Genomic DNA, 25,767 nt, shown 5'->3' on the forward strand with positions numbered 1-25,767 from the left:
CACGTCCAGTACATACAATCTCCTCTTAACGATAAAAGTCACTTTTGCCCCTCTGGCCCAGTGATTATCTCAGGGTCGCTGGCGAAAAATTTCCGTTAAGAAGGCCGATCGGCTGTTTCAGCGAATTTTTTTTTAAAAGTCACTTTTGACAGTGTTATTCACTGGACTTAATTAACGGCCAGAGTAAAGCAATTACTCCGGCCACCAGCACGCCATCTGCCAGGATGGACATCATTTTGCTGGTGAAGTCGATAGCAACCACCAAGAACAAAAGCACCGCGGCGGCGGCCCAGCGAAGTTTACCGATCACAGGTACTGGTCCAGAGGAAGTTGCAGAGCCTGGGCGATCTTCTTCAGTTGTTTCTCTTCTTCTTCCCCGATGCCGTCGTTATCTGCAATATCCAGACAGAGGCAGAGAACGTCCACTGCATCAGAGGTACCGGCAACATCAGCCAGTTGACGAATAGCTTCGGCGTTAGCGGAACGCGGGGAAGCTTCGTAACGAGAGCGAATGTTCGAACTCATCTGGGCAATTTCACCAGCAAATGGTGCAAACGCCGGGAGTGCCGAAATGGTCTTCTCCAGCACTGCAATCTCTTTTGCGTCACAGGTGCCATCCGCATACGCAATCGAGTATGCGCCCCAGACCGTTGCCTCTACTGCATCGCGGTTCTCCATTTTTTTCACTTCAACAACAGCTTTACGGGCTTTCTTTTTAAAGATACCAAACATAGTGACTTTCCTTTTAGCGGGTGAGCCAGCGCTCAGGAATGATCAGCCCACAGAGACAGTCACACTGACTATTCCCTATGGCTCACCCCTGAAAGGCTCTGTGGTTAAATAACGCCGAGCGTGGCGTAGATACGAAAAAGGCCCGCGAATGCGAGCCTGGTGGATCCGCTCACTGATACGGAGCGGCCAGCCTCAGCTGCCGCAGATTCAAATTGTGGCCCTGCTTTGGAGTCACTTTGCGGTCAGCTGGGACATGTAAGTTTCGCATCGTGATCGGGATTCGCTTCAGACGCTGGCCCCGCTACCATTCTGGTGCTGGTTGACGGAATCGAACCGCCGACATCCTGCTTACAAGGCAGGCGCTCTACCTACTGAGCTAAACCAGCAAATTGCGCATTTCACTGACCGTCTGTTCAAACCGCTCGGTTTTCAGTTCAACGCCTATCCCACGCCGCCCGAGCAGAGCAGCTTGCTTTAGCGTTGAACCAGAACCAGCAAAGAAATCAGCTACGACCTCCCCCGGCCGACTGCTTGCAGTAATGATCTGCTGGAGCATATCGGCAGGTTTTTCGCATGGGTGCTTACCTGGGTAGAACTGAACAGGCTTATGCGTCCAAACGTCGGTATATGGCACCGTGACCGATACGCTAAATGGTCGCCGTAACCGGTAATACTCCTGCTGAAGTTCAGAGTACTTACGGTTAAGTGATTGCCATGTCGCCACAAGCTGGTGGTGTGGCTTGCCCAGTTCGCTGCGGGAGTATTTATCCATAGCAATTTTCTGGAACAGCGCCTGCAGCTTCAGGTAATCAGCTTCGTTCGGCAGCTGCCACTGACTCAGACCAAACCAGTGGGATACCATATTCTTCTTACCTGTGGCTTCTGCAATCTGCATTGACGTCACGCCGAGAGATTCCCTGGCATCCCGAAAGTAAGAAATCAGAGGCGCCATGACATGCTGTTTTAACTCATTACACTTTGCGGCAAATCCATCATCTTTTGGCTTGAACGGCCCCTGGTAATGGTCGGCAAAAATGATACGTTCCGTCGCTGGGAAATATGACCGGAGACTCTCTTTGTTGCATCCGTTCCAGCGTCCCGAAGGTTTGGCCCAGATGATATGGTTGAGCAGGTTAAATCGCTCTCTCACCAACAGTTCTATATCCGCTGCCAGGCGGTGCCCACAGAACAGATACATGCTGCCGGCAGGTTTTAACACTCGCCAGAACTGTGCCAGACAGCTATCCAGCCAACGTAAATAGTCTTCGTCCCCTTTCCATTGGTTATCCCAGCCGTTTGGCTTCACCTTAAAGTAAGGCGGATCGGTAACAATCAGATCAATGGAGTTATCGGGTAGCGTTGGGAGGTATCGCAGGCAATCAGCATTGATGAATTCGATACTGGATATTTTTACAGTGTTTTTCATAGATCAGTAAGCGCAACTCTGTTAGGCTCACTATGCTTTTGCGCTAAAGCAGTGGGCCCTGGTTCGCTTGTGACCTTCTACATGAGCGAATGGCTGGTGAGTGCTCTAACACCCACCAGCCGCCCATTTTCACAGCAGAAAGCCCCCATTACTGGAGGCGCTTATAACATCCAAACTGATATTCCGATAAACCTGCCATCACAAGTTGCGTCAGTATTAACTGGCAACGTTCGCGCGTCAGGTGTGTGTTCTGCGCAATCTCCCCAGCCGTAGCCGGTTTATCGCTTAGCTCATTAAAAACAGCTTTTGCTGTTTCAGTCATATCTTGCTGATTTAGCATGTCTTTTACCTCAAAAGGTGGCGTGACATACAGATAACTCTGGTGACGGCATCCAGCAAGAACCAATTGAAATAGAAGCCGATTTTCTTGATTTACGCCCATAAAAAAACCCGCTCACTTGCGGGTTCATCAACGTTGAACATACAAAGCCCATCGTTATAGATAAAATTACACAAAATCGGCAACTTTGCAAGTAACGTGTCGCTAAATTATGCGATATTTATCAGATCAGGCACCCTTGTCACACGCTTCAGCTGTGAATCGGTATAACTCTCTTCCTCAAAGCATTTAGTGACCAGGCTTTCATAGAAAGGCTTCCAGCTATATCGCCAGGTTCGCTCCGGCAAACCAGGAAGCTCGGATAACATGCCCCTGTAGGCATTTGATGACTTAGGGCGACTATAACCACGCCCTTCACAACGTTTGCATACTTTGTAGACTGGCACTCCCTGCAGTTCTGACTCTTTGCGGTCCAGCGTTTTTCCCGTGCCACCACACTGGCATCGCTTGCTGATTTTCCCGGTCCCACTGCATTTGAAGCAAAGAATATGATCGATATCTTCTACCTGCCGTTTTACTTCAAAGTCGGAAGGTGACTGGCGGAGGTCTTTTGCCCATTGCGGCAATCTCATCGTGTAATGGCTTTTTTCCACCATTGTGGATTTTTTGATAAAGCCTGAACCAGAACATTTCCGGCAATCAACGCTGTCAGCTGCAGACGATGCATAATCGTTGTAAGCAAACCTAGCTATGATCACCATGCAAAGCGGAAACTTTTTCCCTGCTGCCTTTCTTATCGCCCTGGGGGCTTTTGTTTTTGCGTATTCAGCTAACCAACTGACCGATGCCTTTCTGTCATGTTCACTAATTCCCGCCTTACCCAAAAACATAGACAGACCTATTCCTGCTTCTGCCTGAGTCATCCCCAGAGCAGCCATTACATCTGTCACAGTGAGTTGTTCGCTGGCGGTTGCACGGCCGCTGTCGGAAATATGCATTCCTTTAGGCGCGAAAAATTTGGTAATTGATTCAATATTCATGCTCAGCACTCCATACACTCATGCTTTTAAAATGACACCAATACCCATTACCCGATCCAAAAACCGCGCCCACAGTTCTAACTGTGTACCGTATTTCTGTTCGAATGCTGGTGCATCGGCATGTAATTCGTCGTGGCACACTCTGCACAGTGGGATCACGAAGAGATCATGGGCTTTAGTTGCGGTTCCTCCCAGGCCATGGCCTATGATGTGGTGTGGATCGTCAGCCGGCTGTCTGCAGCATTCACATGGCTGCGTTTTTACCCATCGGGTGTATTCAGAACTGACCCAGCGACGCCGCTTAGGCCGGAGCATAAATGATTCCGGGCTTTCGGGATCGATAGACAGCTTCAGGACTGGCTTATGGTATTCCGGAGGTTCTTCAGCTAACTCGTCAATAACACCGCTTTCTGGCAGTCCTAGTCCCTTCACCAATTCCTGAAAAATATCGACCGCGGGTACCGACGGGACAATGTCGCTTTCTTTATAGACGGAAAGAAACGGCTCATTTGGAAGCCTTAAAGCGTGCTGTGCCATCGTTTCAGTAACGGCTTCGCCAATACCCGACTTCACCGCCCACCAGCAGAGCTCCGCCATTGATAGCTCGCGTTCCTTGTTATACCCGAGACTGATTAGAACAATGTCGATAACCCAATCCACGACGTTCCGGTAAGCCAGTTCTGACAGCTGAACCGTAGTCTGTTCTGCCAGTGTCCGGTCGCAATGCCAACATACCACTATCGCGCCAGGGGGATGGCGCATGGTTACAACCTCATGATGATGGTAATCCGAATGAGGGTACTGGCATTCTTTAAATCTCCGGATCAGCCATGCTTCAAGCGCGTTAATACCACCAGCAGCATTCAATACGCGTTCATCACTGAAAAAGACGCGCAATATGTCCAGTTCGGCAAGCGGTTGACGCGCATCAGGGATCCGTCCGGTCGGCAGGGATTTCATCTTATCGGGCTGGCGCTCAATCAGAACGCGCCCGCCGATAAAAAGATGCATTAGCTCGCGCCCAGGCTTAAACAATACAATCCCCAGGCGTGATACAATCTCAGGGGTCAACAATGCTCTCACTGAATTCCCCCTGAGAGCTCTTTGTCGTGAGTATATTGACCATTCCAGGACTGTTTCATCGGAAGCTGCCCCTTGAGGTACTTGCGATAAAGCCAAACTGCCCCATCGCGCAAAAGGATCGGCTGATAAGTTGTGAAACTGGCAGCAGCGCTCGGTGAAACCTTCGTGCTTTTCTCGGTGAGATATTTATCCCTGACCTGGGACCTGACTCGCCATTGCGCATGATTCCCCTGAGGGTTGTCATCGTAGAGCCAGTTTGCCCCCTGCAGGAACGCACTTACCTTGCTAACGTTGACCCCATTCAGACGTTTGCAAAACTGTACGGGAGACAAGCCGTCAGTAAACAGATTTTCGAGGTGATCGATATACTGCGCCTGTCGATGGTTTAACGCTTCAACCCGCTGCCGCGCTTCATATTCGTCTGCCCATGCTCTCGCTGCCAATGCGGGATTGGAGAAATCCGGGTGTGCCGGCGTTACTGCTGATTTTGCCTGCTGTTCGCAAGTGATGAAGTAGCGTCTTACCTGGCGGCCTTTTTCATTGCGCTCAACCATTGCCAGCTCTTTGCCCATATCAATGGTGATCAGGTAGTCATGCTCAAGCTGTTGCCGGGATTTTGCGCTCGCCGGTTTTGGCGAGCTCAAATTTTCCACTATGACGAAATCAACGCCAGCAACAAAACCGTACTGGCTTATCCGACCCTTGACCCAGTTAGTGAAATCACGACCGACTGCAAGAAATTCATGCAACCGCCTGGCGCTGACGAGAGATGCTGAATGTTCGCCAATAGTGCCCTGGGTTACCGGAATGATTTGATGTAATTGATGATCAACAGGCGCAGCTACGCCCATAACATGGTGAGCCATATTTATCTCCATACACTCTGACGTGACGAAAGGGCCTGCACGCCCATATCGTTTGCACTCTTTGACATTACTGCCATCTCGGCGATCTTTCAACCCACAGCTGTACATGTATCCACCACTTTTTTGTATGCCGTTATGGTGATTTCTACCCGTCCTCCCTTAATATTCTCACCCCACTCAATAGCCATGCGCTTTACCTGGCTGTCATCCTCCCAGATGCCAGCGAATGTCAGTGCGTCAAAAAGCGCTTTGTTGTAGTTATCGAGGTCGCGACGGCGGTAATCCGGCGGATAAAGGACTATAGCCACTTCTGCATTGGCAGCTGATGGCCTGGGGATCGCCTTCAGTTGCTCAATAATTGCAGCACGCACCGCATGCTTAAACCTGCGACCAGCCTCACTGACAAGCAGCTTACCTTTTGCGGCCCCCTTATTTGGGGACCGCCAGTAGGCGTTCACGCTGGGTGGGAATGGAAGAATAAATTTCATTAATCCTCCAGAACCATTTTGAGCTCGAAAGGTACGTCGCCGCCGCAATAGCAAAGCTGCCCCAGGTCAGACATGAGTCTCCATAGGGTCATTGACGAATAGCCATTTTCGTCTGTCTCCGGCGGAACAAACTCCCCGAATACACCCGGATGCTGGCTGCGATTTTCTTCATGCTGGCTTTCCATATGCCTGAGCGCGACTTCATTAAGTTTCACTTTCACGAAGCTATTGAGATTGACCGTCACTTCTCTGCGCATAAGTGAGGAATTTATGCTGATGCCGCGAGAAACGCCGCGGGTGATTGTTATCGCCCCTTTTCTCTCCAGCGCCTTGAGGTGGGTTGCCGCCGCATTAGGGGACCGGCACCCCAGCATGCCGGTCAGTTCGAAAGTTGTTGGTGGGAAACCATGCTTACGCTGGTATTTGATCAGGAGGTCCAGAACCTCCTGTTGCCTTGAGGTTAAGGAAATCATGCTGCCTGCTCCTCTCTGTTTACACACATTTCGGGTAAGTTGGCACGGACCAGTGCTTCAGCGAACGGTGGTGGTACGGCGTTGCCACATCTTGCCACCTGCTTATCTTTGGCGTATTTCACGCCGCGGTAGTCCTGGTCAATGATGTACCACTCCGGAAAGCCCTGCGCCCGATAGAGCTCGTGCGGCTGCAGCATGCGCATGCCGATGTCGACGATGCGGTAAGTCACCCCGCTGATTTCCACCAGCCCGGTGCATTCCTCTCCGCAGTATTCCTGCAGGAACGCCATCACCTGCTGCGCTCGCTCTTCGTCATAGTCCTCGACCGCCAGAGTCGTTTTAACCTCCCCTACGTGCTGGCCACCGGCAGTGATAGTCGGCATAGGCTCGTCAGTACGCTGGCCATCGCGGCAGGTTCCGCGCAGCTTAACCAGATGAGAAGCGACTAATGCGTGGTGATCGACAGTCGTTACTGAATGCGCTGGCTCATCCAGCCCCACGCCAGCGCCCTGATAATTCCCTCCGTAGTGTTTTGCTAGGAACGCACCAACTACGGCATGTTTCCCACCACCAGCCACAACGGTTCCCAGCGGCTTATCCAGTCCTGGCACGCGAGGTGCCTGTCCGGGCCGTTCTCCGTATCCCATTTGAATGAGCGTCGGCACAACCAGCTGCGATTTACCTCCGCCGCCTGCGGTGATTGTTGCGCTAGGCTCATCCGCCCGATGGCCGACGCTGGCACCAAACTGGCGAGCGATAACCGGAGCGACAACACAGGAGCGCGACTCTTTCAGAATGGTGTGAGCAGGTTTATCAAGCGGGCGGGGTTTAGCCTGGTACTCACTGCCGCCGTTGCCAGCCAGGAACGGAGCCAGCGCCGCCTCAACGATACCTAACGCATGCCCATTACCGCCCGGGCGTTTTGACGTGCCGGCGGTTACCGTCGGTACCGGTTCAGTGACTGGCTGCCCGGTGGCGCCGGTGCGGAATTTTGTCAGATGAGGTACAGCAATGGCGTAACCATGGGTCTTCGTTATCGTCTGCAGAGGGTCAGTGATCGCCTGGCCACGGAAACAGTCATATTTTCCTTTGGTCGTGGTGTGGTTGCATTTCACGATGAACGGCGAAGCACTATCGATAACAAACCGCTGAATGCCGCGGGCAATCCGTTTGAGGGTATTCTCCGCGAGTGGCTTTTTACGGGCGAATATCGACGCAGCAGGGATCGCCCAGTCAATACACTCTGCAGCTGTGCGCCATGGCGCCAGTTTTCCTGTCAGCACCGCAGCTGATTTAGGGTCACCATGTGTGGCCTCTGGCCATACAATCGGACGCTCATCACGGCGCATCACCATGAAGAAGCGTTTCCGGATCGTTGGTGTACCCAGGTCGGATGCTCGAAGTTCACGGTAATCCAGGTCATAACCCAGTCCGGAAACCAGACGTTTGGCCTTCTCGCTTTCCAACGGCAATTCCAGAAATTCACAGCACTCCACCAGCGCGGGATGATCTGCCGGTATACCAGTGGTCAACATGCCTACAAACGCCTGGAACGTCTCACCGATGCGTGCCGGATCCGGGCGCAATTCTCCAGCAAGAAGCGGTCCCCATGTTTTGAACTCTTCAACGTTCTCCAGCATCATCACGCGTGGGCTCACATCCAGCGACCAGCGGAGAACGATCCAAGCCAGCCCTCGAATAGCCTTCTCTACTGGTTTTGCCCCTTTTGCCTTGGAAAAGTGGCGACAGTCCGGGCTAAACCACACAAGCCCGACAGGCTTACCACTTGTCGCTGCAGCAGGATCAACATCAAACACGTTTTCACAATAGTGAAGCGTGTCTGGATGATTTGTACGGTGCATGGCCACGGCGTTTTCATCGTGGTTTATGGCAATATCAACACTTCGTCCGATCGCCATCTCAATGCCCGTCGAAGCACCACCGCCACCAGCAAAGTTATCTACGATAATTTCACGCATGGCTCACCCCCATCATGCTGCTGACCAGTCCACTGGCAATAGCGATAATTTCGTTGGTGGATGTGCGTTCCAGCCACAGTTGATTGATATGGGCCTTCAGCTTGTTTTGCTGAGATTCGTTAAGCCTGTCAACTTCTTGTACCTTCTCAAACAACAGCCCAACTTCCAGAGGCCAGATCCGGGATTCCGGCAAATCAGCTACGGCAGGAGGAAGGCATTGAAGTACATGTGAGCGAATGACTCTGCGGTTAAACCAACCCGACTTTTCCAGCTTGCAGACGATCTCGATGAATGCCGCCACCGGCATATCATCAGAAAACTCGCTGAAAACAGAGCTCATGCGCTCGATAGTTTCCTCCCGGGCAGCATCAGATACAAAGTCTTCGCCGTTCAGCCATTCCAGCAGCGAGTTAAGCGCTGTCTGGTGTTTCATCAGTGCCAGTGCTTTGGCGATAACATCAGGATGAACCGGTGTAATTTCCGGCTTCTCCAATGAGTCCGCTGCCCATGTATGGCCAAACTTCGATTCGGAAAAGGTGTACTCGGATTTATCACCAAAGGCCGCCACTACACAGGCCCACGCCTGAATACCGCTTTGTTTGAGGATATTGGCCTGCTTCAAAGGAATTTCGGTTTCAACGGGTGGCTGTTCTGCTCTACTCACAACCATGGATTGTGCCTGCTTACCGGCGGCGAACTGCGCCAGCGCCATGCTCGCACGCCCTTTCGCTTCGAGAGCAGCGCGGTCGATATAGCTGAAGCGCTCGCCGCGCCAGGTCTTATCAAATATCACAATTGCACCAGCGAAAAAGGCACTGGTGGGTTTCTGCTTCTCATCCGCCGGCACAAACCATGTCGGGAGATCAAAGCCAATCCGGCCACGGATAAAACAGACATGATCCGCATCTTCTGGCCACCATGTCTCGCTTGTTGCTGACTTCAGCAGAAAAACAAAGCGACCACCCTTTTCACGCTGCTCGGCGGCATAGTTCAGAATATGAGTCATACCGGTGATAGCCTGATTTTCATGGTACTGCGACCGGCTGTACGGAGGATTACCAAATGCCGCACCGCCGAGTTCGGCCAGGCGACCAGACCAGTCCTGGGTCAGCGCATTATCTTCAGCGGTGTACCATGCAGGGCATTTTGCGTTGCTGTCATCGGCGAACAGGTCCAGAACCAACGGGCCATACATTGCATTAACGCCCCAGAACAGCAGATCCGGTGTCCGCCATTGATCGCCAACTTCCTTCAGGTAGTGGGAAGGCGCTGCCCGCATAGCATCCAGAGCCATGCAATATGAACTCTTGGTAACAGGGAGTTCGTCTGCTTCGACTACTTGCTCGATTTCGTGAATCATACATTCCCCCTGTTCTGCTCAGCCCTGATAAAAAGTTTCAATAGCTTGTAACGTTTTTCAAACTTGAAATATTCATCGTTAAAACCTGCATGTTGGCGCCTGAATACCGAATCCTCTTTCCACCATTTCCGCCACCGAGTCAGATACCAGCGCTGTTTTAACCGCTTTAACTTCGTTTGAGTAATATTCATCCTCTGAACCCCGGCGGAATTGTGGTCTGCGTGGATCCGATGCTGTTAACGTCACGGGTCCGGTTCTGATCCCATGAGTCACGAGGTGGGCGCCCTTTTTGCGACCAGCGTATTGCGCTTTGCAGATATCCTTCGAATTTCCTCGGCCCGAACAGCGTCTCTGGGCGCATGTACTGATACTGCTCATCATTCTGACGCCAGTGCTCATGCTTCAAATCAATGACCAGCTTCAAGTCGCAAACGGCATGACCTTCCCGCAGTCGAGCGCGAATGTTTTCCAGGGAGGATTTTGATTTCTGGTAGCGAGACCCGCTGACCTGATTCAGGTGGGCCAGAACCTCGATCGCGTTTTCGGTAATAACCACCTCTGGATCCAACTTATCGTCGGGTTCCGCAGGAGCCCGACAAGAAGGTTTTTTAGATGGTGGATCTAATGACGGATCTAATGACGGATCGCCTTCAACCATTGAGGGGTCCCCCCGCAATATTTGAGGGGATGCAGACCCATTATTTGAGGCCTCAGATTTTGACCCTTCAAATTTTGAACCCTCAATTTCTGAGGCATCAAATTTTGATTGTTCCTTAGGGATCGAATAGAACACTTTGGCCTCTGCCGCCGCACGCTCCAGCATGTCCACATTGAGTTTGTAGACATTTGAATTGTTCTTACCGCCGACTCGCCGCTCTTGTTTCTTCAGCCAGCCTTTCGCCTGTAGTTTTTTAATAGCACTGCGTACGGTGTTCTCACTCTTAGCACCGATCTGGCGCTGGATAGTCGTTACCGCTGGCCAGGACACGCCTTCGTCGTTACTGAAGTCAGCCAGACGGGCCATGACCGCTATTTCAGATATTATCAGCCCCTTGAAGGCACATGCTTCCCATACCAGGCCGTGTAATTTACTGCTCATGGCTGCCCTCTACTTCCCTGAACTTGCGTTGAAACTGATCGAGCGGACTAAAGCACTCGTGGGGATACCCTTCCCGCAGGTAGATGACACGACGTGTCTCAGGTTCCCAGCGGATGACTCTGACAGGTTTGCCGTAGTGGTCTTTAAACTTGCGGTTAACTTCTCGCATAACGCTTTAGCCCTCCGGTTAAAGACCCCCACAACTCCACGTGCCCGACTGTGGTTACATGCGACCCACTTTCCGCATACCATGCGCTCATACCGAAACGACGAAACGCCCGGGATCGGGTACATCCGTAGTTGCGGTAATTGAAGATTTACGATTAAATTGCTCATGCGGATCATTTCTCCATACACGTTGATTTATCTGCCACGACGCCCGGAGCTGCACACTCGCGGGCGTCACTCTTTTCTGGCTGACAAAAGACACGGAACAGTAACGTTAAATGTTCCTGCCATTTCGCCATCACCTGATAGCTGTTCTCCTCAATTTGCTCGCGTTCTGCCTGGTCAATTACCCCATCAGCTGTAGCTTTACGCAGGTACTGCGAGTGTTTTCCTATCCACTCAATGGACTCCATAAGACGCTGGTTAATATCTGCGTTGTCCACGTCTTCAATATCTGCCAACGGAACAAAGACGCCGTTCGAGTGACGCGCTATAGCGTTGGCAATATGATTTGACCCACCAGCTCGCTGCAGAACCATTGCCCAGCCGAGAGGGAAAATCTGATCACCATCGGCACGTAAACGGTTAAACAATGCGTTTTCAGTAACGCCCAGCCACTCTGCGGCTTCCACGTAACCACCGTCCAAATCAGTAATCGTTTTTTTGATAGCGGCCACCAGCCAGGCCGGTTGCTTATCAACTTTCCATTCAGGTTCAATACCCACGGCTTATCCCCTATCTCTGTGGTTAAACACGCGACGACGTATCGCTATGCTTGGCATAAAGAGCCGGATCTACCTTCAATACACCGTCAGTAATGGTTTGAATTTCAAATGCTCTTCCCTTAGGTATCACGCTGCCCCAACCGGAAACTGATGCGTGAGAAATGCCCAAGAGTCGGGCCAAATTGCTTACCCCACCAAAGTAAGAAATAACTTCATCTTTATTCATAAATGCCTCAAGGGTAGTTAATAGGAACACATGGATAGTAGGATATCTTACATACATAGGTCAAGGACTCCTACATTGATAAATGGTAGGATTACCTACATGAAAATGAATGATCGTATCCGCGCACGACGCAAAGAACTTAAACTTACCCAAGCTGTATTGGGCAAGCTTGTCGGCGTTAACAGGGTTACCGTCACTGGATGGGAGTCGGGTGATTACGCACCGGGAGGTTCTAACCTTCAGGCGCTTTCTGCTGCTCTAAAATGTAGCCCTCAATGGCTTATTGATGGAATCGGTGAGCCGGATACTGAGGTACCAGCTCTTCGCCCAACTGAAAAATTTGGTGTGAAAGAAATTCCGGTGTTGTCATGGGTTCAGGCTGGAGAATGGACCGAATCAGGCTCTCCAATGACACGCAATGATATTTCAGACTGGATTTATACAACTGCAAACCTTTCCGATGAAGGTTTTGCTTTACGCGTTCGCGGCGATTCAATGACAAATCCCAATGGGGCGCCAAGCATACCGGAAGGTTCACTTGTTATCGTAGATCCTGATTTTGGAAGTCCTTACGAGGTCAGCGGAAAAATCGTTGTGGCTCAGATCGATGGTTCAACTGAGGCAACCCTCAAGAAATTTGTTATTGATGGGCCAATGAAATATTTAGTCCCGTTAAACCCTAATTACAGGGTGCTTGAGGTTAACGGAAACTGCCGAATTGTTGGGGTAGTAAAACAAGTAGTAACTGACCTTTAGTATTACTCACTGCCAACCTAAACCGCGTTCTGCGGTTTTTTTATAATCCTCAATGTAAGTTTTCCTACTTTTAATGTTGACACCAAAAGGTAAGATACCCTACATTAAATCTATCGACAGCGAATAGGCAGGAAGCCACCGAAACGGCGGCCAGGAACATACGAAGTTCAGCATGATTCGCAGGCATGAAAAAAGCGCCCCGTAGGACGCTTAGCTCTTTAACAATCTGGATGACTAATGGTCAGATTTGAACTTGGGTTCTGGTAAAAGTGGAGGTGTTGAATCCTCAAATCGTAACCAGTGCTCCCAAATATCATGCGCTTGTAATTCATACAGACCAATTTGGCGTGTTGTAACGGCTGAACCAACGATCGTGCCGCCAGCAGAATCAGCTTTCACTGACGCTGAGGCTCTCTCGATTAGATCGGTCCAAGCTTTAGTTTCAGCCTGAAAAGCAGTGGTCAGTTCCTGTAGAAGCTGAGGATCATCTTTGTTGTCTTGTTTTAATCGATTTTGGGCTGTTACCAGGTACTTGTCCTTAACCCATTCAATCTGAGCCAGTTGAGCACCTAAGCATGCATCCATATCGATAGTTGTCTGTTGAGGCATACCAAAGCAGGCAATTGAAAAGGTTTCAACTCCATCGCTTAGATTGCTGCTTGGTTGGTTTGAAGCATCGGAAGCGTTTGACGCCATCGGAAGTATCAATGCCAAAGATAACAGCATGTTTCTTAAAGAAAGTAGTTCCACTTTATTTCAACCATTTAGGCCAGAGTCATCCAGATTAACCGAATCCTTGTTGTTGGGGAATAACCAGGATCCACCTCGCCTGATGTGGGTAAAAGCAGGCACACAACATGAAAGCGCATTCCATCTTCCATCGGTCGTGGGGATCGGTTTGTAACTGAAGGAGTGCGCTTCCAGTTGTGAACGGCAACATTCGCAACCGCTGTATGGCACATGCAGCGTCAGCGGCCTGAGAGTTCCCTTGATCCATGCGCTCACAGGACAACCGGAAATGTGCAAGCTAAGTGTTTCAGGCACGACGTGCGCCCCACCAGCGCGGCGAAAAGGTGTGACACCCGGGAAGAGTCCGGGACACAACAGGAAAGAGCACTGAAGATGCCAGGAAACGCCCTACCGCCAGGCAGACAGACGGGTTATCCCGCAAGGGGTGGCGGCAGTGCTCTTACCGTTGTGGTGTAGCTCAAATGGATAGAGCGCCCCTTGTGTGGGGAGTTGAGCACTAACCAATGTTCGCAACACAGGTTATCTCATGCGGCCGGCCGGACGTTATGCGGGTTCAAATCCCGTCACCACAGCTCACAACGATGAGGGCATTGACGAGCAAGGCACAGAGTCTGGTTCGATTCCAGACGCCAGGATAGTTCTATATCTGGTGATGGGCAGGGAAAAGGTCCGTTCGATTCGGACACCGGCAGTGCTCTCTTCGTTGTGGTAATTGCGGCTATGCGCACGCGGCGAGCCAACCCGTTCAATGAATGCGTTTCCGGGAAGTGTACGCCGCCGGTTATGGCTTAACCCGGCAGGTGGAGGCACCACCGCCACAACCTCGTTAATTATGCTGTGTGTAGTCTTGGCGGTGCCAGTTTGTTTCCCTTTCTGGTACCGCCCTTTTTACGCAACACACAAGAGCATCACCGGGCGACGGGCTCATAACCCAATCCACCCGGGCGGATTTGCAGCCGCAGGTGCTCTTCTGTGTTGTGTATGGAGAAAGCTCCGGCGGTGGCAGCCGCCTTTTCTGAGGATAAAACCATGAGTAATGATCGCATGACAGTCGTGCCCGATTTTCTGGGCGAACTTGACGCCGGCGTATTCATGAACAAGATTGCGGCGGCTCTCAATACCACCGCGCTCGGTGTTCTTAACAACGGCAACAAAGGCAAGGTAGTTCTCACCTTTGATTTTGAGCGTATGGGCAACTCTGTCGAAGAGAAGCGCGTCAAGATCAAGCATCGCCTGAATTACAGCACCCCTACCCCACGCGGCAAAGCGTCCGAAGAGGACACCACCGAAACACCAATGTGGGTCAACAAAGGCGGGAAGCTCACGATCCTGCAGGAAGATCAGGGCAACCTGTTTAACCTCGCTGGCGATCCTGATGGAAAGCTACGGGCGGCTAAATAAGCCGCGACCGACCTGTTCTTTAACCGTAAATCTTTAAGGAAAACCTATGTCACAATTAAACGGCGACGCTATCGAGAAAATTCAGGAGCTAACTCTTGCTGCGGTCCACACCCAGGAACTGAAAACTACTCTATGCCCTACGGTTATGTTGCCGTCCGGGTACGGTATCGAAAGCCTGGAGCGCTTTAACTTCCACCGCTTCCGCTTCCGTGGTGCCCTGGAAACAACCAGCATTGCCGATTTCGTTCGTTATTCAGTTGGCTATGCCGTTACTGATACCCCAGCCCGTTGCTTCATCGACGCAGAGAGTATGTCAGCCCGTGCAGTGTTTAACATCGGGTCCCTGGACGAACCCGGACATGCAGACAACGTAGCGTCTATCCGCCTCAAAAAAACAGCACCTTTCCGGGCGTTGCTCACAATCAATGGCGAGCGCCTGAGCCAGAAACAAATTGCCGAATGGCTCGAAGACTGGAGCGATTTCTTGCTCGCTTTCGATACTGAAGGGGAAACCATGGAGCTTTCCAAAGCGGCGCAGGCTGTTCGTCGGGTGACTATCCAGCAGACTAATCAGGCCGATCACGAAGATAGTGATTTCGCCGGTAAAAAATCTCTGATGCAAAGTATTGAAGCAAGCAGCAAAGAAGTAATGCCGGTCGCGTTCGAATTTCAGTGCATCCCTTACGAAGGCCTGGGCGAACGCCGCTTTAGTCTTCGTAACAGCCTGCTTAAAAGTGGCGAACCAGTATTTGTGCTGCGGATCGTTCAACTCGAAGCTCGGGAAGAAGAAATGGCTAACGAATTCCGCGATTTGTTGGTCGCTCAGTTCGATAAAAAGCCGGTAGATACCTTTATCGGTAATTTTAAAGCCTAATTTTAAAAACCGAATTACTCAGCCTTAAATCTCCGCTGTAGCGGGGATTTATTGAAGCGTAATCCCTTTATTTATCGCCATCTGGCGAGGGATTTCTACACCCAAAAATCAGCGCTGTGCAGGCGTAAAGTATGGAGATAAAAATGAGCTTTATTCAAACCTTTTCAGGCAAACATTTTAACTATCTCGACATCCAGCAAGACGCCATCGAGATCGAAGATATTGCTAATGCACTCTCGAACATCTGCCGCTTTGCCGGCCACCTGCCGGAGTTCTATAGCGTCGGGCAGCACAGTGTTTTAACCAGCCAACTGGTGCCCCAAGAGTTTGCACTTGAAGCTCTGCTGCACGATGCCGCCGAGGCTTATTTGCAGGATATTCCTGCACCACTTAAACGCCTGCTCCCTGACTACCGCGCCATAGAAGATCGGGTTGATGCTGCTATTCGTCAAAAATTCGGTCTGCCAGCTGAGCAACACCAGACCGTGAAATATGCCGACCTGGTAATGCTGGCCAGCGAACGCCGCGATTTTGAAATAGATGACGGCACAGTCTGGTCGATGCTTGAAGGCATCATCCCTACCGATCAGTTCGTCATTAACCCCGTCCGGCCTGGCCAGTCTTACGGAATGTTTATGAACCGCTTTAACCAGCTGATGGAGCGGCGCTGATGAGCCGGATGAAAGTGAAAGACCTCGTGTCTGCCGCTAACACTGCGGCAGCTGGTCTGCCACCAGCTGAAGCTTCGTTAATGCGAGCCATTGCATCAAGACTGGACGTGACGTTCGTTGCCCTGACTGAAGCACTGGACCAAAACAAAGCGCTCAAAGCTGAGTTAGAACCGCTTAGAGGGGGGCATTGAAGTGGCTAAAAACTCGATCGACGCCTATGGCGCCAGCGGTAAAACGAACGTTCTGATGTTCGAACCGGAAAACCTGTTCCTGGTTACAGATAAGACGCATCCACTTTACGACGAGCGCATCAACCTGCCAATCGACGAGGGGATGGTACTGAATATCAAGGAACTGGGTGTTCTGGAGCCGATCATTGTCTGGAAAGACCCTGAAAATGGGCGTTCCTGTGTAGTTGTAGGCCGTCAGCGCGTTCGCCATACGCTGGAAGCCAATAAACTCCTGCTGAAAGAAGGCAAAACGCCACTGCTTGTTCCAGGCGTCGTTAAGCGCGGATCGGCATATCAAATGGCCAAATACATGGTCAGTGAGAACGAAATCCGCCGGCCTGACACGCCATTAGGTCGGGCTAAGAAAATGTCAGACGCGATGGACCGCGGTCACGACGAGGACGATCTTGCGGTTCTGTTTGGCTGTAGTGTTCAGACCGTACGCGCAACGCTGTCCTTGCTCGATGCCACTCAAGCCGTCCGGGATGCAGTGGAGTCCGGCACTGTTACCGTTACCCAGGCACGGCAACTGGCATCACTGAAGCCCGAAGAACAGCGGGAAAAAGTGGCAGAAATCGAATCAGCGACCGCTGGTACTACTGGCCACGAAAAAGCACGTCGTCAGCGCCAGGTTCTTGGGGAAGCAAAGCCGCGACTCAAATCCCGAAAAGAGATAACCAAAGCCCTCGAAGGTGTAAGCGGCGAATATGCCGACGCTCTGCGCTGGGTACTTGGGGAGGCAGTATGAATTTTGATCCTGAGAACTGCAGCGATCGCACCATGCGCCGGTTCGCTGTGTTTGCCGATTTGATCTGCCTGGTGGTGGTTATCGTTATCACTGTTGGCATCTGCATGATTATTAAGTGGTGGGTATCATGAAAAACGAAAACGAATTAACAGCAGCACTGGCGACTATCGAGAAGTGCCGGGAGATTGTTGGCTGCCCGGCTGGCGTAGACCTGCAGGACCATCTGCAGCAGTTGGCTACGGAGAACTTGACGATGCTCCGCCTGCTGACCGATATCAGCGAGAACCACGTTGAATACTTATCTGAAGGCGAAGGCTACATGTTCGCGGGTGTGCCTCTGGATTACGTATCTGAAATCAATATGTACGTCTCTCGCGACGTAAACGCAGAGAACCCATTCCCCGCCACCGATCGCATCTATGCCGGTATAAAGGCTGATGGGGTGGAAGAATTTGCAGCTTACTGCGGTGACGAAAACTCCGTATTCGTTGAGGCCAAAGCTTACTACCGCTCATTGCCAGATGCTGCTTACGAATTCTGCGTCATGCTGCGTGAGGAGACCGGGAAATGAGCAAAATTACAGCACTTCCGGTAACACGCGACACCACATACGGGTTCTGGACTCATCCATGCTTTGATGACCTTTGCGGCAACAACGAGGGAGTCACGATCGCAGAGTTTAAGGAGTGGGTTGATGCCAATGGACTGCAATCTTCCATGTCATTTCTGGAATGTAGTGATAACGAAGAGGCACGCTCTGAATATGAAAGCGGTGAAGGTACTTTCACCAAATGGAATCCGGAGAAACCGGAAGGTGACGGCTGGTTTGTCGGATCGATACATGACACTGAAGACGGTCCTGTGTGCATCTGGTTCCGCAATATCGAAGGTGGCGCAGTATGAAAGAACTGAAATTTTACGGTGCCAGTGATGATCTTTTCGAATGCGAAGGAACCATCCGGGAAGAAATCTGCATGTACAGCAACCCCGGTGTTTACCACCTCAAATCCTCTGAAGGCGAGATGCTGGTTATTGCCTGCTATACCGACGAGGGATGCTGGGCTATTGGCGTTGGTCAGGTCAATGAAGAAACCCAGCTTCCAGCATGGCCGGCGTCGTTCAGTCAGCATGACCGTGGTTATAGCGTTGTTCTGACGCTGCAGGTTCCTGATGACATCAAGTTGGTGCTGGAGGAAAGCGATGACTGATATCACCGAACTGGCGCAGAGCCTGAAAGCGGCAGCAGAGAATGCCATTGGGGCTCATGAACGACTAGCAGCATACCCATATGGTGAGATTATCGATATTTCTCAGCACGAAGGTGAGCAGATTGATATCGATATCACGGATCTTAACGAATTCAACAAAGAAGCCAATCCTGTCAACATCCTCGAGCTGGTAGAGGCGCTGGAGAAGGCGCAGACGCAATCATCAAAATGGCTTGAGGCCTACCACAAAGCGGTATCGATTGGCGCTCGGTATGAAGAGCGCATCGCCAAGCTGGAGTCCAAGAAACCCGATATCTACCTGTGCCGAGTTATCCGGAACGGCGAAGAATTGTATTCACCGTGTGGCGCAGATTACCCGCGCGGGACCGGTTATCACAGGTCGGCTCCTGTGGAGTCCCGCACCGTGAAGCTGCCAGACTTACGGCAGATTGTATCTGGGGATAGATACGTCTGGTCTGATGGCGTTTATAACTACAGCCAGGACGTAAAGGCAGCGCTAACCGCCGCTGGCATCAAGTGGGAGGCTGAGTGATGCTTCAACACCAACAACAACCCACTTTCAATACGTGCATGTCTGCTTGCGTTGCAATGGTGGCAGGCCAGCCGGTAGATGAAGTGGTTCAGCGCTGGCACCAGTCTTTTCACGATAAAACCGATTGGCTCGATGACGCCCTGGACTACTACAAAATCCCGTATTTCTACGGTAGCCAGCGCAAAGCCGAATTGCTGTACGGGTTTATCTACTTCCTTACCGTGCCATCACTGAACATTCAGGGCGGGCTACATCAAATCCTCATGTCGCTAACGGCAGACCGAGGCATTGAAGTTTTCGATCCGGTTATGGGGCGTCCGGGTGCCAAATATTACGTTTATGGCAAAACCGAGAATGATGAACAGTTTGGCGTAACTTCATGGTGCGTTGATTTGTCCGTGCCAGTTGTCCAGCAGAAGGATTAAGACCAATGACCAGCAAATTAACCATAACCAGAGAGCGCCTAGAAGCACTGGCCGTAGAAGATGACCTGTATAACTACCCGCCAACACAGGAAGAGCTCAACGCGTTGGCCCGCATGGCGCTGGCCGCAATGGACAACGAGCCAGTGGCGTACAGTCTGATATTCAGAAACATGGATGGCGTTCTGAATAATCACATCAACACAAACACAGTTTTTGCCACAAGAGAGAAAGCAGAGGCTTACGGCAAGGGCGGCAACTATGAAAAGCGGAGTGATGGCGGATTAGAGTGGGTGCCTAACACCGCACTTAATCCTGTAGTTATCCCGCTCTATCGCCACGCGCAGTCAGCGCCGGACCGCGACCAGGTACGCCGCGAGCATGCAGAGTGGTCACAGACCACCTTCGGCAATGTCGGCCCGGTTGGCCCGCTGAAGCATCTCAGCAAAGAAGCTCTGGAAGCCGCTGCCGAGCCTGACGACCTCAGCGAGTGGGCTGATATGCAGTTTCTGCTGTGGGATGCACAACGCCGTGCCGGTATCACTGACGAGCAGATTACCCAGGCGATGATCGAGAAACTGGCGGTGAACAAACTGCGTGATTGGCCTGAGCCGAAAGACGGTGAGCCGCGGTTGCATATCAAAGAGCAGCCCGCGCCGGTAGTCACTTTCTATCGCGATGGCATTGAAGCCGCTGCCAAATGGATAGATCAGCAGCGTGAGGCATACGACAGCGAACACGGACGACACGACCTGGATACTGGTTCTTTTGAGTTCGGCAATGATGCCCAGCGTGAATATTCATCCACCCTGGAAGAATTGGCCGATGGCATTCGTGCTCTGCATCCAAATGCTGGCAACTCTCCGGTAATTCCGGATGGTTACGTGATGGTACCTATGAGGTTAACCGCTGAGAACGGCGCAAAGGGCGCTCTGGCCGGTGAGTTTTCAGAAACTAAATTCGTAAACTGCTCTGAGTGTTTTGGTGATGATGAGTGCGAAACATGCGACGGCAGCGGGAGAATTGAAATCACAGTGCCTGTTAGCTGGACGAATATCAAAGAAATCTGGGCTAAAGGCGTTGAGCATTTCGCAGCCGCCCCGCAGGAGGTGCAAGGTGAATAAGGTCGAATTGCTTCAGAAGATATCGGCGCTCGCTACTGAGTGCCACGAGCTGGCCTGTGAGCTTGATATCGGCGATGAGCGTACCGAGATGTTCGAAATCTACGGTGTACTGCATAACCTCGGTCGCTGCGGCTACGCCCACCAGGTCGGGCGACGAATGAACCCTCTACTGGCAAGTTGCGATGATGAGGAGGATGAGGACTGATTTCTAAATCTCAGCAGAAGGTAAAGCCACACATACGCAATATTTGCCCACAAGCTAGACCGAAGAAGGATATTTAGCATGAACCATTTAATGATCGACATCGAAACTATGGGCAATAAGCCTACTGCGCCAATCGTCACGATCGGTGCGGTATTCTTTGATCCACAAACAGGAGGTCTTGGCGCAGAGTTCTATATGGCCGTTAACCTCGCCAGCGCCATGGAACAGGGTGCTACACCTGACGGGGACACCATCCTATGGTGGCTGAAACAATCAGCGGAGGCCCGTGCCGCTATTTGCACCGACGATACCAAGCATATCGCTGATGTGCTCTCCGAATTCAGTTCGTTTATCAGTCGCAACGCTGACAATCCGAGTTACTTGAAAGTCTGGGGTAATGGAGCCAATTTCGACAACGTAATTTTGCGTTCAGCCTACGACCGCGCCGACCAAACCTGCCCGTGGCAATTCTGGAACGACAGCGACGTGCGCACCATGGTGTTGCTCGGCAAAGAACTTGGTTTCGACCCCAAACGGAATATGCCTTTTGATGGCGTAGCCCACAACGCACTGGCCGATGCCCGGCACCAAGCAAAATACGTGTCTGCAATCTGGCAGAAGCTTTTGCCAGCCACCAGCACCGAAGAATAAATCTAATGCCCGGGTGCAGCCGGGCTGTATGGAGAAAAAAATGTCTCGTATGGTCTCTTTACTCGAATGGGCGAAAGATGAATTCGGTAGTGAAGCCCCAAGTGAGCGAGTTTTAAAGAAATATGCTAAAGGTCAAATGATAGCGCCACCAGCAATGCGAGTCGGTCGTCGCTGGATGGTTGACCGGGAAGCTCGCTTTGTAGGGATAATTGCCGAACCTCAAATTCCGAAAAACTCCAACCCTAGATTAAGACGGATTATTAACGATGGCAGCTAGACCGCGGTCTCATAAAATATCAATTCCAAACCTTTACTGTAAGCTTGATAAGCGGACAGGGAGGATTTATTGGCAATATAAACACCCGACCACAGGCCGGTTTCATAGTCTCGGCACAGATGAGGCTGAGGCAAAACAGGTGGCAAGTGAAGCGAACACTATCATTGCTGAGCAGCGCACCAGGCAAATCCTGAGTGTAAATGAACGCCTGTCGCGCATGAAAGGACAACGTTCTGACATTACTGTTTCAGCCTGGCTTGATAAGTACGAGTCCGTTCAGGAGGAAAGATTGCAACACAACGAGCTCAAGCCAAATTCGTACCGGCAGAAAGCAAAGCCCATACGTTTGTTTCGTGAGCATTGTGGTATGCAATATCTAAAAGATATTTCGGCACTCGATATTGCCGAAATTACAGATGCTGTTAAGTCTGAAGGACATAACAGAATGGCTCAAATTGTTCGTATGGTCATTATCGATATATTCAAAGAGGCGCAGCACGCAGGGCATGTACCTCCTGGATATAACCCTGCACTTGCTACCAAACAACCCCGAAACAAAATTACCAGGCAACGTTTATCACTAGAGGAGTGGAAGACTATTTATGAATACGCTGAGCATCAACAGCCATATTTGCAGTGCGGAATGTTACTCGCAATTGTAACCGGTCAGCGCATAGGTGATATTTGTAATATGAAATTCTCCGATATCTGGGATGACATGTTACATATTGTGCAGGAGAAAACAGGTACTCGCCTTGCCATTCCGCTCTCACTAAGAAATGAAGTACTAGATATTTCATTACGCGATGTCGTTTCAAAATGTAGAGATGCTGTAGTTAGTAAATATCTGGTCCATTTCAGACATACCACTTCTCAGGCTAACCGTGGTGATCAAGTGTCTACGAAAACTCTGACTTCTACATTTAAAAAAGCTCGAGACAAAAGTTGTCTTGCATGGAATGAAGGCACCGCCCCAACTTTCCACGAGCAGAGATCACTTTCAGAACGACTATACCGGGAGCAAGGCTTAGATACTCAGAAATTATTGGGCCACAAATCGAAAAAAATGACGGATAAATACAACGATGACCGGGGTAAAGACTGGCTCGTTGTAGGTCAAAAAGCAGTATGACTTTAAGCCAGTTTTGGGGAAGGATTTTGGGGAAAGTTTTGGGGAAAGGTTTTGAACGATCGTAAAAAAGGGAGCCACCAGGCTCCCTTCTGTCTTTAATCAGCGATGGCTGATTACATGTTCGCGATAATTGCGTCGCCAAACTCGCTACATTTCAGCAGTTTAGCGCCTTCCATCAGACGTTCAAAGTCATAGGTCACGGTCTTAGCGGCGATAGCGCCTTCGGTGCCTTTAACGATCAGGTCTGCGGCTTCGAACCACTGCATATGGCGCAGCATCATCTCAGCGGACAGGATGATGGAACCTGGGTTCACTTTGTCCTGGCCGGCATATTTCGGCGCAGTACCGTGGGTGGCTTCAAACAGCGCGCACTCGTCACCGATGTTCGCACCAGGGGCAATACCGATACCGCCAACCTGCGCCGCCAGGGCATCAGAGATATAGTCACCGTTCAGGTTCATACAGGCGATAACATCGTATTCCGCCGGACGCAGCAGGATCTGCTGCAGGAAGGCGTCGGCGATAACGTCTTTAACGACGATCTCTTTCCCGGTGTTCGGGTTTTTAATCTTCAGCCACGGGCCGCCGTCAATCAGCTCACCGCCGAACTCTTCGCGTGCCAGCTGGTAACCCCAGTCTTTGAACGCGCCTTCGGTGAATTTCATGATGTTGCCTTTGTGCACCAGAGTCAGAGAATCGCGATCGTTGGTGATAGCGTATTCGATGGCGGCGCGAACCAGGCGTTTAGTGCCTTCTTCAGAGCACGGCTTGATGCCGATACCGCAATGTTCCGGGAAGCGAATTTTCTTCACGCCCATTTCATCGCGCAGGAATTTGATCACTTTATCTGCTTCAGCAGAATCGGCTTTCCACTCGATACCGGCGTAGATGTCTTCAGAGTTTTCGCGGAAGATAACCATATCGGTCAGTTCAGGATGCTTAACCGGGCTCGGGGTACCCTGATAATAACGAACCGGGCGCAGGCAAACGTAGAGGTCCAGTTCCTGACGCAGAGCAACGTTCAGAGAACGGATGCCGCCACCGACTGGGGTGGTCAGAGGGCCTTTGATAGCAACACGATATTCACGAATCAGATCAAGAGTTTCGGCAGGCAGCCAGACATCCTGGCCATAAACCTGGGTCGATTTTTCACCGGTGTAAACTTCCATCCAGGAAATTTTACGCTCGCCCTTATAGGCTTTCTCAACGGCAGCATCAACCACTTTCAGCATCGCCGGAGTCACGTCAACGCCGATACCATCACCTTCGATGAACGGGATAATCGGGTTATTAGGGACGTTCAGCTTGCCGTTTTGCAGGGTGATTTTTTGACCTTCCGCCGGAACTACTACTTTGCTTTCCATTAACCTCTCCTTCGAGCGCTTCTGGTTCTGCTCTTCCCTCTTCACGCTAGCCGGGCGTTGGCTTTACTCGCCCACTCCCGTCATCGGAATATGCCGCTAACCGGAGATTTCGCGTCCGTGTCGCCTTCCTGTAATGCGAATCGGTTTGAGCAACCTTTTTGTTAATAAGTTGTAATGAGCATGTCAATACTACCTGAATGTTTGCATCCATGAAAGGCATTCGTAATTAGGCTATAATGCGGCAATTGATTAAGTCTGAAAATACCATGCAAAAAACTTCATTTAGAAAACATCGCGTTGAGCGATTCAGCACGCAACAAGTCACCAGACAACGCAAAGAACGCCAGCCAAAAACTGTGATCTTGTTCAATAAACCATACGATGTATTGCCGCAATTTACCGATGAAGCCGGACGCAGCACGCTAAAAGATTTTATTCCGGTTGCCGGCGTCTACGCTGCCGGTCGGTTGGATCGCGATAGCGAAGGCCTGCTGGTACTGACCAACGACGGCGCGCTGCAGGCGGCGCTCACTCAACCGGGTAAGCGCACCGGTAAAATTTATTATGTTCAGGTGGAAGGTGAACCCACGGCGGACGCGCTGGCCGCGCTCCGCGACGGCGTCACGCTTAATGACGGCCCTACTCTGCCCGCCGGCGTGGAGCGGGTTGCGGAACCAGAGTGGCTGTGGCCGCGGAATCCGCCCATCCGCGAGCGCAAATCTATCCCCACCAGCTGGCTGAAAATCACCCTCTATGAGGGACGCAACCGCCAGGTACGGCGGATGACCGCCCACGTCGGCTTTCCGACGCTGCGCCTGATTCGCTATGCGATGGGCGGCTATACGCTGGATGGCCTGGCCAACGGCGAATGGCGCAAAATTGATTAACCGTAGCCTAAGGAAAAACAATGTTTAAGCCGCACGTCACCGTCGCCTGCGTGGTTCACGCGAAAGGCAAATTCCTGGTTGTTGAAGAAACGATCAACGGAAAAGCGCTGTGGAACCAGCCTGCAGGTCACCTCGAAGCCGACGAAACCCTGGTTCAGGCCGCAGAGCGCGAGCTCTGGGAAGAGACCGGCATTCGCGCGACGCCGCAGCACTTTCTTCGCCTGCATCAGTGGATAGCCCCGGATCGCACCCCGTTTTTGCGCTTCCTCTTTACTATCGAGCTTAACGATACGTGCGTCACCGAGCCCCATGATAGCGATATCGATCGCTGCCTGTGGCTCAGTGCTGAGGAAATTCTTAACGCAACAAACCTGCGTTCTCAACTGGTTGCCGAGAGCATTCGCAGCTATCAGCAGGATCCGCGCTACCCGCTGTCGCTCATCGGCGAATTTAACTGGCCGTTTACAGGGGGTGCCTCGACGGATGACGCGTGCTAGAATACGCCGCCT

At 51.3% G+C, this 25,767-nt stretch carries 36 protein-coding genes, 2 tRNA genes and 1 pseudogene; 21 read left to right on the forward strand and 18 right to left on the reverse strand.

Features of this window, described 5'->3' with window-relative positions; genetic code table 11:
- Nucleotides 1-154: 154 nt before the first annotated feature.
- From ABLV30_RS01435 to ABLV30_RS01510, 16 genes are all read right to left on the reverse strand, one after another.
- Nucleotides 155-310 (reverse strand): DUF3927 family protein, encoded by a 156-nt coding sequence (locus ABLV30_RS01435; RefSeq protein WP_271098169.1) that lies wholly within the window; start codon nucleotides 308-310, stop codon nucleotides 155-157.
- Nucleotides 307-732, reverse strand: coding sequence for a tellurite/colicin resistance protein (locus ABLV30_RS01440; protein WP_335268039.1), 426 nt, complete (start codon nucleotides 730-732; stop codon nucleotides 307-309). Before ABLV30_RS01440 ends, ABLV30_RS01435 begins: the two co-directional genes overlap by 4 nt.
- 310 nt (nucleotides 733-1,042) lie before the next feature.
- Nucleotides 1,043-1,118: transfer RNA gene (locus tag ABLV30_RS01445), tRNA-Thr, on the reverse strand.
- The gene (locus ABLV30_RS01450) at nucleotides 1,109-2,158 is read right to left on the reverse strand and encodes a site-specific DNA-methyltransferase (protein ID WP_348865499.1); all 1,050 of its coding nucleotides are present in this window, start codon (nucleotides 2,156-2,158) and stop codon (nucleotides 1,109-1,111) included. The genes ABLV30_RS01445 and ABLV30_RS01450 overlap by 10 nt, the downstream gene beginning before the upstream one ends.
- Before the next feature lie 148 nt (nucleotides 2,159-2,306).
- Nucleotides 2,307-2,498: a TrmB family transcriptional regulator gene (locus ABLV30_RS01455; protein ID WP_110230578.1), complete on the reverse strand. Its 192-nt coding sequence runs from the start codon at nucleotides 2,496-2,498 to the stop codon at nucleotides 2,307-2,309.
- A 209-nt stretch (nucleotides 2,499-2,707) separates the two neighbouring features.
- Complete coding sequence (locus ABLV30_RS01460; protein WP_348865500.1) at nucleotides 2,708-3,538, reverse strand: antitermination protein; 831 nt, start codon at nucleotides 3,536-3,538, stop codon at nucleotides 2,708-2,710.
- A gap of 18 nt (nucleotides 3,539-3,556) precedes the next feature.
- Entirely contained in the window at nucleotides 3,557-4,621 is a 1,065-nt protein-coding gene (locus ABLV30_RS01465) for a DUF968 domain-containing protein (protein WP_348865501.1), read from the reverse strand.
- On the reverse strand, nucleotides 4,618-5,487 hold the full coding sequence (locus ABLV30_RS01470) for an antA/AntB antirepressor family protein (protein ID WP_348865502.1): 870 nt from the start codon (nucleotides 5,485-5,487) through the stop codon (nucleotides 4,618-4,620). The genes ABLV30_RS01465 and ABLV30_RS01470 overlap by 4 nt, the downstream gene beginning before the upstream one ends.
- 89 nt (nucleotides 5,488-5,576) lie before the next feature.
- The gene (locus tag ABLV30_RS01475) at nucleotides 5,577-5,975 is read right to left on the reverse strand and encodes a RusA family crossover junction endodeoxyribonuclease (protein ID WP_223412570.1); all 399 of its coding nucleotides are present in this window, start codon (nucleotides 5,973-5,975) and stop codon (nucleotides 5,577-5,579) included.
- Complete coding sequence (locus ABLV30_RS01480) at nucleotides 5,975-6,448, reverse strand: SOS-response repressor and protease LexA (protein ID WP_348865503.1); 474 nt, start codon at nucleotides 6,446-6,448, stop codon at nucleotides 5,975-5,977. The genes ABLV30_RS01475 and ABLV30_RS01480 overlap by 1 nt, the downstream gene beginning before the upstream one ends.
- On the reverse strand, nucleotides 6,445-8,427 hold the full coding sequence (locus tag ABLV30_RS01485; RefSeq protein WP_112149985.1) for a DNA cytosine methyltransferase: 1,983 nt from the start codon (nucleotides 8,425-8,427) through the stop codon (nucleotides 6,445-6,447). Before ABLV30_RS01485 ends, ABLV30_RS01480 begins: the two co-directional genes overlap by 4 nt.
- Nucleotides 8,420-9,787: a phage N-6-adenine-methyltransferase gene (locus ABLV30_RS01490; RefSeq protein WP_112149986.1), complete on the reverse strand. Its 1,368-nt coding sequence runs from the start codon at nucleotides 9,785-9,787 to the stop codon at nucleotides 8,420-8,422. The genes ABLV30_RS01485 and ABLV30_RS01490 overlap by 8 nt, the downstream gene beginning before the upstream one ends.
- Nucleotides 9,788-9,974: 187 nt before the next feature.
- A complete protein-coding gene (locus ABLV30_RS01495) occupies nucleotides 9,975-10,886 on the reverse strand; it encodes a conserved phage C-terminal domain-containing protein (protein WP_112149988.1) in 912 nt (303 codons plus the stop codon).
- Complete coding sequence (locus ABLV30_RS01500) at nucleotides 10,876-11,055, reverse strand: DUF4222 domain-containing protein (protein WP_064155632.1); 180 nt, start codon at nucleotides 11,053-11,055, stop codon at nucleotides 10,876-10,878. The genes ABLV30_RS01495 and ABLV30_RS01500 overlap by 11 nt, the downstream gene beginning before the upstream one ends.
- Before the next feature lie 172 nt (nucleotides 11,056-11,227).
- Nucleotides 11,228-11,779 carry a YmfL family putative regulatory protein gene (locus ABLV30_RS01505; RefSeq protein ID WP_094963477.1) on the reverse strand — a complete coding sequence of 184 codons (552 nt, stop codon included), beginning with the start codon at nucleotides 11,777-11,779 and terminating at the stop codon, nucleotides 11,228-11,230.
- 22 nt (nucleotides 11,780-11,801) lie between these two features.
- Entirely contained in the window at nucleotides 11,802-12,005 is a 204-nt protein-coding gene (locus ABLV30_RS01510) for a Cro/CI family transcriptional regulator (protein ID WP_094963476.1), read from the reverse strand.
- 99 nt (nucleotides 12,006-12,104) lie between these two features.
- On the opposite strand from ABLV30_RS01510, the gene ABLV30_RS01515 reads away from it, so the two are divergent.
- Nucleotides 12,105-12,761, forward strand: coding sequence for a S24 family peptidase (locus tag ABLV30_RS01515; RefSeq protein WP_094963475.1), 657 nt, complete (start codon nucleotides 12,105-12,107; stop codon nucleotides 12,759-12,761).
- A 234-nt stretch (nucleotides 12,762-12,995) separates the two neighbouring features.
- On the opposite strand, the gene ABLV30_RS01520 is transcribed toward ABLV30_RS01515, so the two are convergent.
- Complete coding sequence (locus ABLV30_RS01520; RefSeq protein ID WP_094963474.1) at nucleotides 12,996-13,511, reverse strand: hypothetical protein; 516 nt, start codon at nucleotides 13,509-13,511, stop codon at nucleotides 12,996-12,998.
- 446 nt (nucleotides 13,512-13,957) lie between these two features.
- On the opposite strand from ABLV30_RS01520, the gene ABLV30_RS01525 reads away from it, so the two are divergent.
- From ABLV30_RS01525 to ABLV30_RS01610, 18 genes and pseudogenes are all read left to right on the forward strand, one after another.
- Nucleotides 13,958-14,083, forward strand: a tRNA-OTHER gene (locus ABLV30_RS01525).
- Nucleotides 14,084-14,343: 260 nt separating this feature from the next.
- Nucleotides 14,344-14,446, forward strand: a pseudogene (locus ABLV30_RS01530) (hypothetical protein); the annotation flags it as partial.
- Between the two features lie 94 nt (nucleotides 14,447-14,540).
- On the forward strand, nucleotides 14,541-14,912 hold the full coding sequence (locus ABLV30_RS01535) for a hypothetical protein (RefSeq protein ID WP_041937773.1): 372 nt from the start codon (nucleotides 14,541-14,543) through the stop codon (nucleotides 14,910-14,912).
- Between the two features lie 46 nt (nucleotides 14,913-14,958).
- Nucleotides 14,959-15,786 (forward strand): DUF2303 family protein, encoded by an 828-nt coding sequence (locus tag ABLV30_RS01540; protein WP_112149992.1) that lies wholly within the window; start codon nucleotides 14,959-14,961, stop codon nucleotides 15,784-15,786.
- 143 nt (nucleotides 15,787-15,929) lie between these two features.
- The gene (locus tag ABLV30_RS01545) at nucleotides 15,930-16,457 is read left to right on the forward strand and encodes an HD family hydrolase (RefSeq protein ID WP_112150676.1); all 528 of its coding nucleotides are present in this window, start codon (nucleotides 15,930-15,932) and stop codon (nucleotides 16,455-16,457) included.
- Nucleotides 16,457-16,648 carry a hypothetical protein gene (locus ABLV30_RS01550; RefSeq protein WP_064155637.1) on the forward strand — a complete coding sequence of 64 codons (192 nt, stop codon included), beginning with the start codon at nucleotides 16,457-16,459 and terminating at the stop codon, nucleotides 16,646-16,648. The genes ABLV30_RS01545 and ABLV30_RS01550 overlap by 1 nt, the downstream gene beginning before the upstream one ends.
- A gap of 1 nt (nucleotide 16,649) precedes the next feature.
- The gene (locus ABLV30_RS01555) at nucleotides 16,650-17,435 is read left to right on the forward strand and encodes a ParB/RepB/Spo0J family partition protein (RefSeq protein WP_112149993.1); all 786 of its coding nucleotides are present in this window, start codon (nucleotides 16,650-16,652) and stop codon (nucleotides 17,433-17,435) included.
- A complete protein-coding gene (locus tag ABLV30_RS01560) occupies nucleotides 17,432-17,566 on the forward strand; it encodes a hypothetical protein (RefSeq protein WP_265102581.1) in 135 nt (44 codons plus the stop codon). The genes ABLV30_RS01555 and ABLV30_RS01560 overlap by 4 nt, the downstream gene beginning before the upstream one ends.
- Nucleotides 17,563-18,006, forward strand: a complete 444-nt coding sequence (locus ABLV30_RS01565; RefSeq protein ID WP_112149994.1) for a hypothetical protein — start codon at nucleotides 17,563-17,565, stop codon at nucleotides 18,004-18,006. The genes ABLV30_RS01560 and ABLV30_RS01565 overlap by 4 nt, the downstream gene beginning before the upstream one ends.
- Entirely contained in the window at nucleotides 18,003-18,338 is a 336-nt protein-coding gene (locus ABLV30_RS01570; RefSeq protein WP_112149995.1) for a hypothetical protein, read from the forward strand. The genes ABLV30_RS01565 and ABLV30_RS01570 overlap by 4 nt, the downstream gene beginning before the upstream one ends.
- The gene (locus ABLV30_RS01575; RefSeq protein ID WP_112149996.1) at nucleotides 18,335-18,643 is read left to right on the forward strand and encodes a hypothetical protein; all 309 of its coding nucleotides are present in this window, start codon (nucleotides 18,335-18,337) and stop codon (nucleotides 18,641-18,643) included. Before ABLV30_RS01570 ends, ABLV30_RS01575 begins: the two co-directional genes overlap by 4 nt.
- Complete coding sequence (locus tag ABLV30_RS01580; protein ID WP_112149997.1) at nucleotides 18,636-19,196, forward strand: ead/Ea22-like family protein; 561 nt, start codon at nucleotides 18,636-18,638, stop codon at nucleotides 19,194-19,196. Before ABLV30_RS01575 ends, ABLV30_RS01580 begins: the two co-directional genes overlap by 8 nt.
- Before the next feature lie 56 nt (nucleotides 19,197-19,252).
- Nucleotides 19,253-19,621 (forward strand): hypothetical protein, encoded by a 369-nt coding sequence (locus tag ABLV30_RS01585; protein ID WP_348865504.1) that lies wholly within the window; start codon nucleotides 19,253-19,255, stop codon nucleotides 19,619-19,621.
- 290 nt (nucleotides 19,622-19,911) lie between these two features.
- Nucleotides 19,912-20,742, forward strand: coding sequence for a DUF550 domain-containing protein (locus tag ABLV30_RS01590; RefSeq protein WP_348865510.1), 831 nt, complete (start codon nucleotides 19,912-19,914; stop codon nucleotides 20,740-20,742).
- On the forward strand, nucleotides 20,735-20,947 hold the full coding sequence (locus ABLV30_RS01595) for a hypothetical protein (RefSeq protein ID WP_112149999.1): 213 nt from the start codon (nucleotides 20,735-20,737) through the stop codon (nucleotides 20,945-20,947). Before ABLV30_RS01590 ends, ABLV30_RS01595 begins: the two co-directional genes overlap by 8 nt.
- A gap of 78 nt (nucleotides 20,948-21,025) precedes the next feature.
- Nucleotides 21,026-21,598 carry a 3'-5' exonuclease gene (locus ABLV30_RS01600; RefSeq protein ID WP_112150000.1) on the forward strand — a complete coding sequence of 191 codons (573 nt, stop codon included), beginning with the start codon at nucleotides 21,026-21,028 and terminating at the stop codon, nucleotides 21,596-21,598.
- Nucleotides 21,599-21,638: 40 nt separating this feature from the next.
- Nucleotides 21,639-21,875, forward strand: a complete 237-nt coding sequence (locus tag ABLV30_RS01605) for an excisionase (protein ID WP_064367892.1) — start codon at nucleotides 21,639-21,641, stop codon at nucleotides 21,873-21,875.
- Nucleotides 21,865-23,007, forward strand: coding sequence for a site-specific integrase (locus tag ABLV30_RS01610; protein ID WP_112150001.1), 1,143 nt, complete (start codon nucleotides 21,865-21,867; stop codon nucleotides 23,005-23,007). The genes ABLV30_RS01605 and ABLV30_RS01610 overlap by 11 nt, the downstream gene beginning before the upstream one ends.
- A gap of 113 nt (nucleotides 23,008-23,120) precedes the next feature.
- On the opposite strand, the gene icd is transcribed toward ABLV30_RS01610, so the two are convergent.
- Nucleotides 23,121-24,371 (reverse strand): NADP-dependent isocitrate dehydrogenase, encoded by a 1,251-nt coding sequence (icd, locus tag ABLV30_RS01615; RefSeq protein ID WP_004131480.1) that lies wholly within the window; start codon nucleotides 24,369-24,371, stop codon nucleotides 23,121-23,123.
- Nucleotides 24,372-24,607: 236 nt separating this feature from the next.
- Between icd and rluE the strand changes: the two genes are divergently transcribed.
- Together rluE and ABLV30_RS01625 are read left to right on the forward strand one after the other, a co-directional pair.
- Nucleotides 24,608-25,258, forward strand: coding sequence for a 23S rRNA pseudouridine(2457) synthase RluE (gene rluE / locus ABLV30_RS01620; RefSeq protein WP_265800910.1), 651 nt, complete (start codon nucleotides 24,608-24,610; stop codon nucleotides 25,256-25,258).
- Nucleotides 25,259-25,278: 20 nt separating this feature from the next.
- Complete coding sequence (locus ABLV30_RS01625) at nucleotides 25,279-25,755, forward strand: NUDIX hydrolase (RefSeq protein WP_025106932.1); 477 nt, start codon at nucleotides 25,279-25,281, stop codon at nucleotides 25,753-25,755.
- Nucleotides 25,756-25,767 lie beyond the last annotated feature (12 nt).

The sequence above is a fragment of the Klebsiella sp. CN_Kp113 genome (assembly GCF_040064585.1).
Classification (GTDB): Bacteria; Pseudomonadota; Gammaproteobacteria; order Enterobacterales; family Enterobacteriaceae; genus Klebsiella; species Klebsiella michiganensis.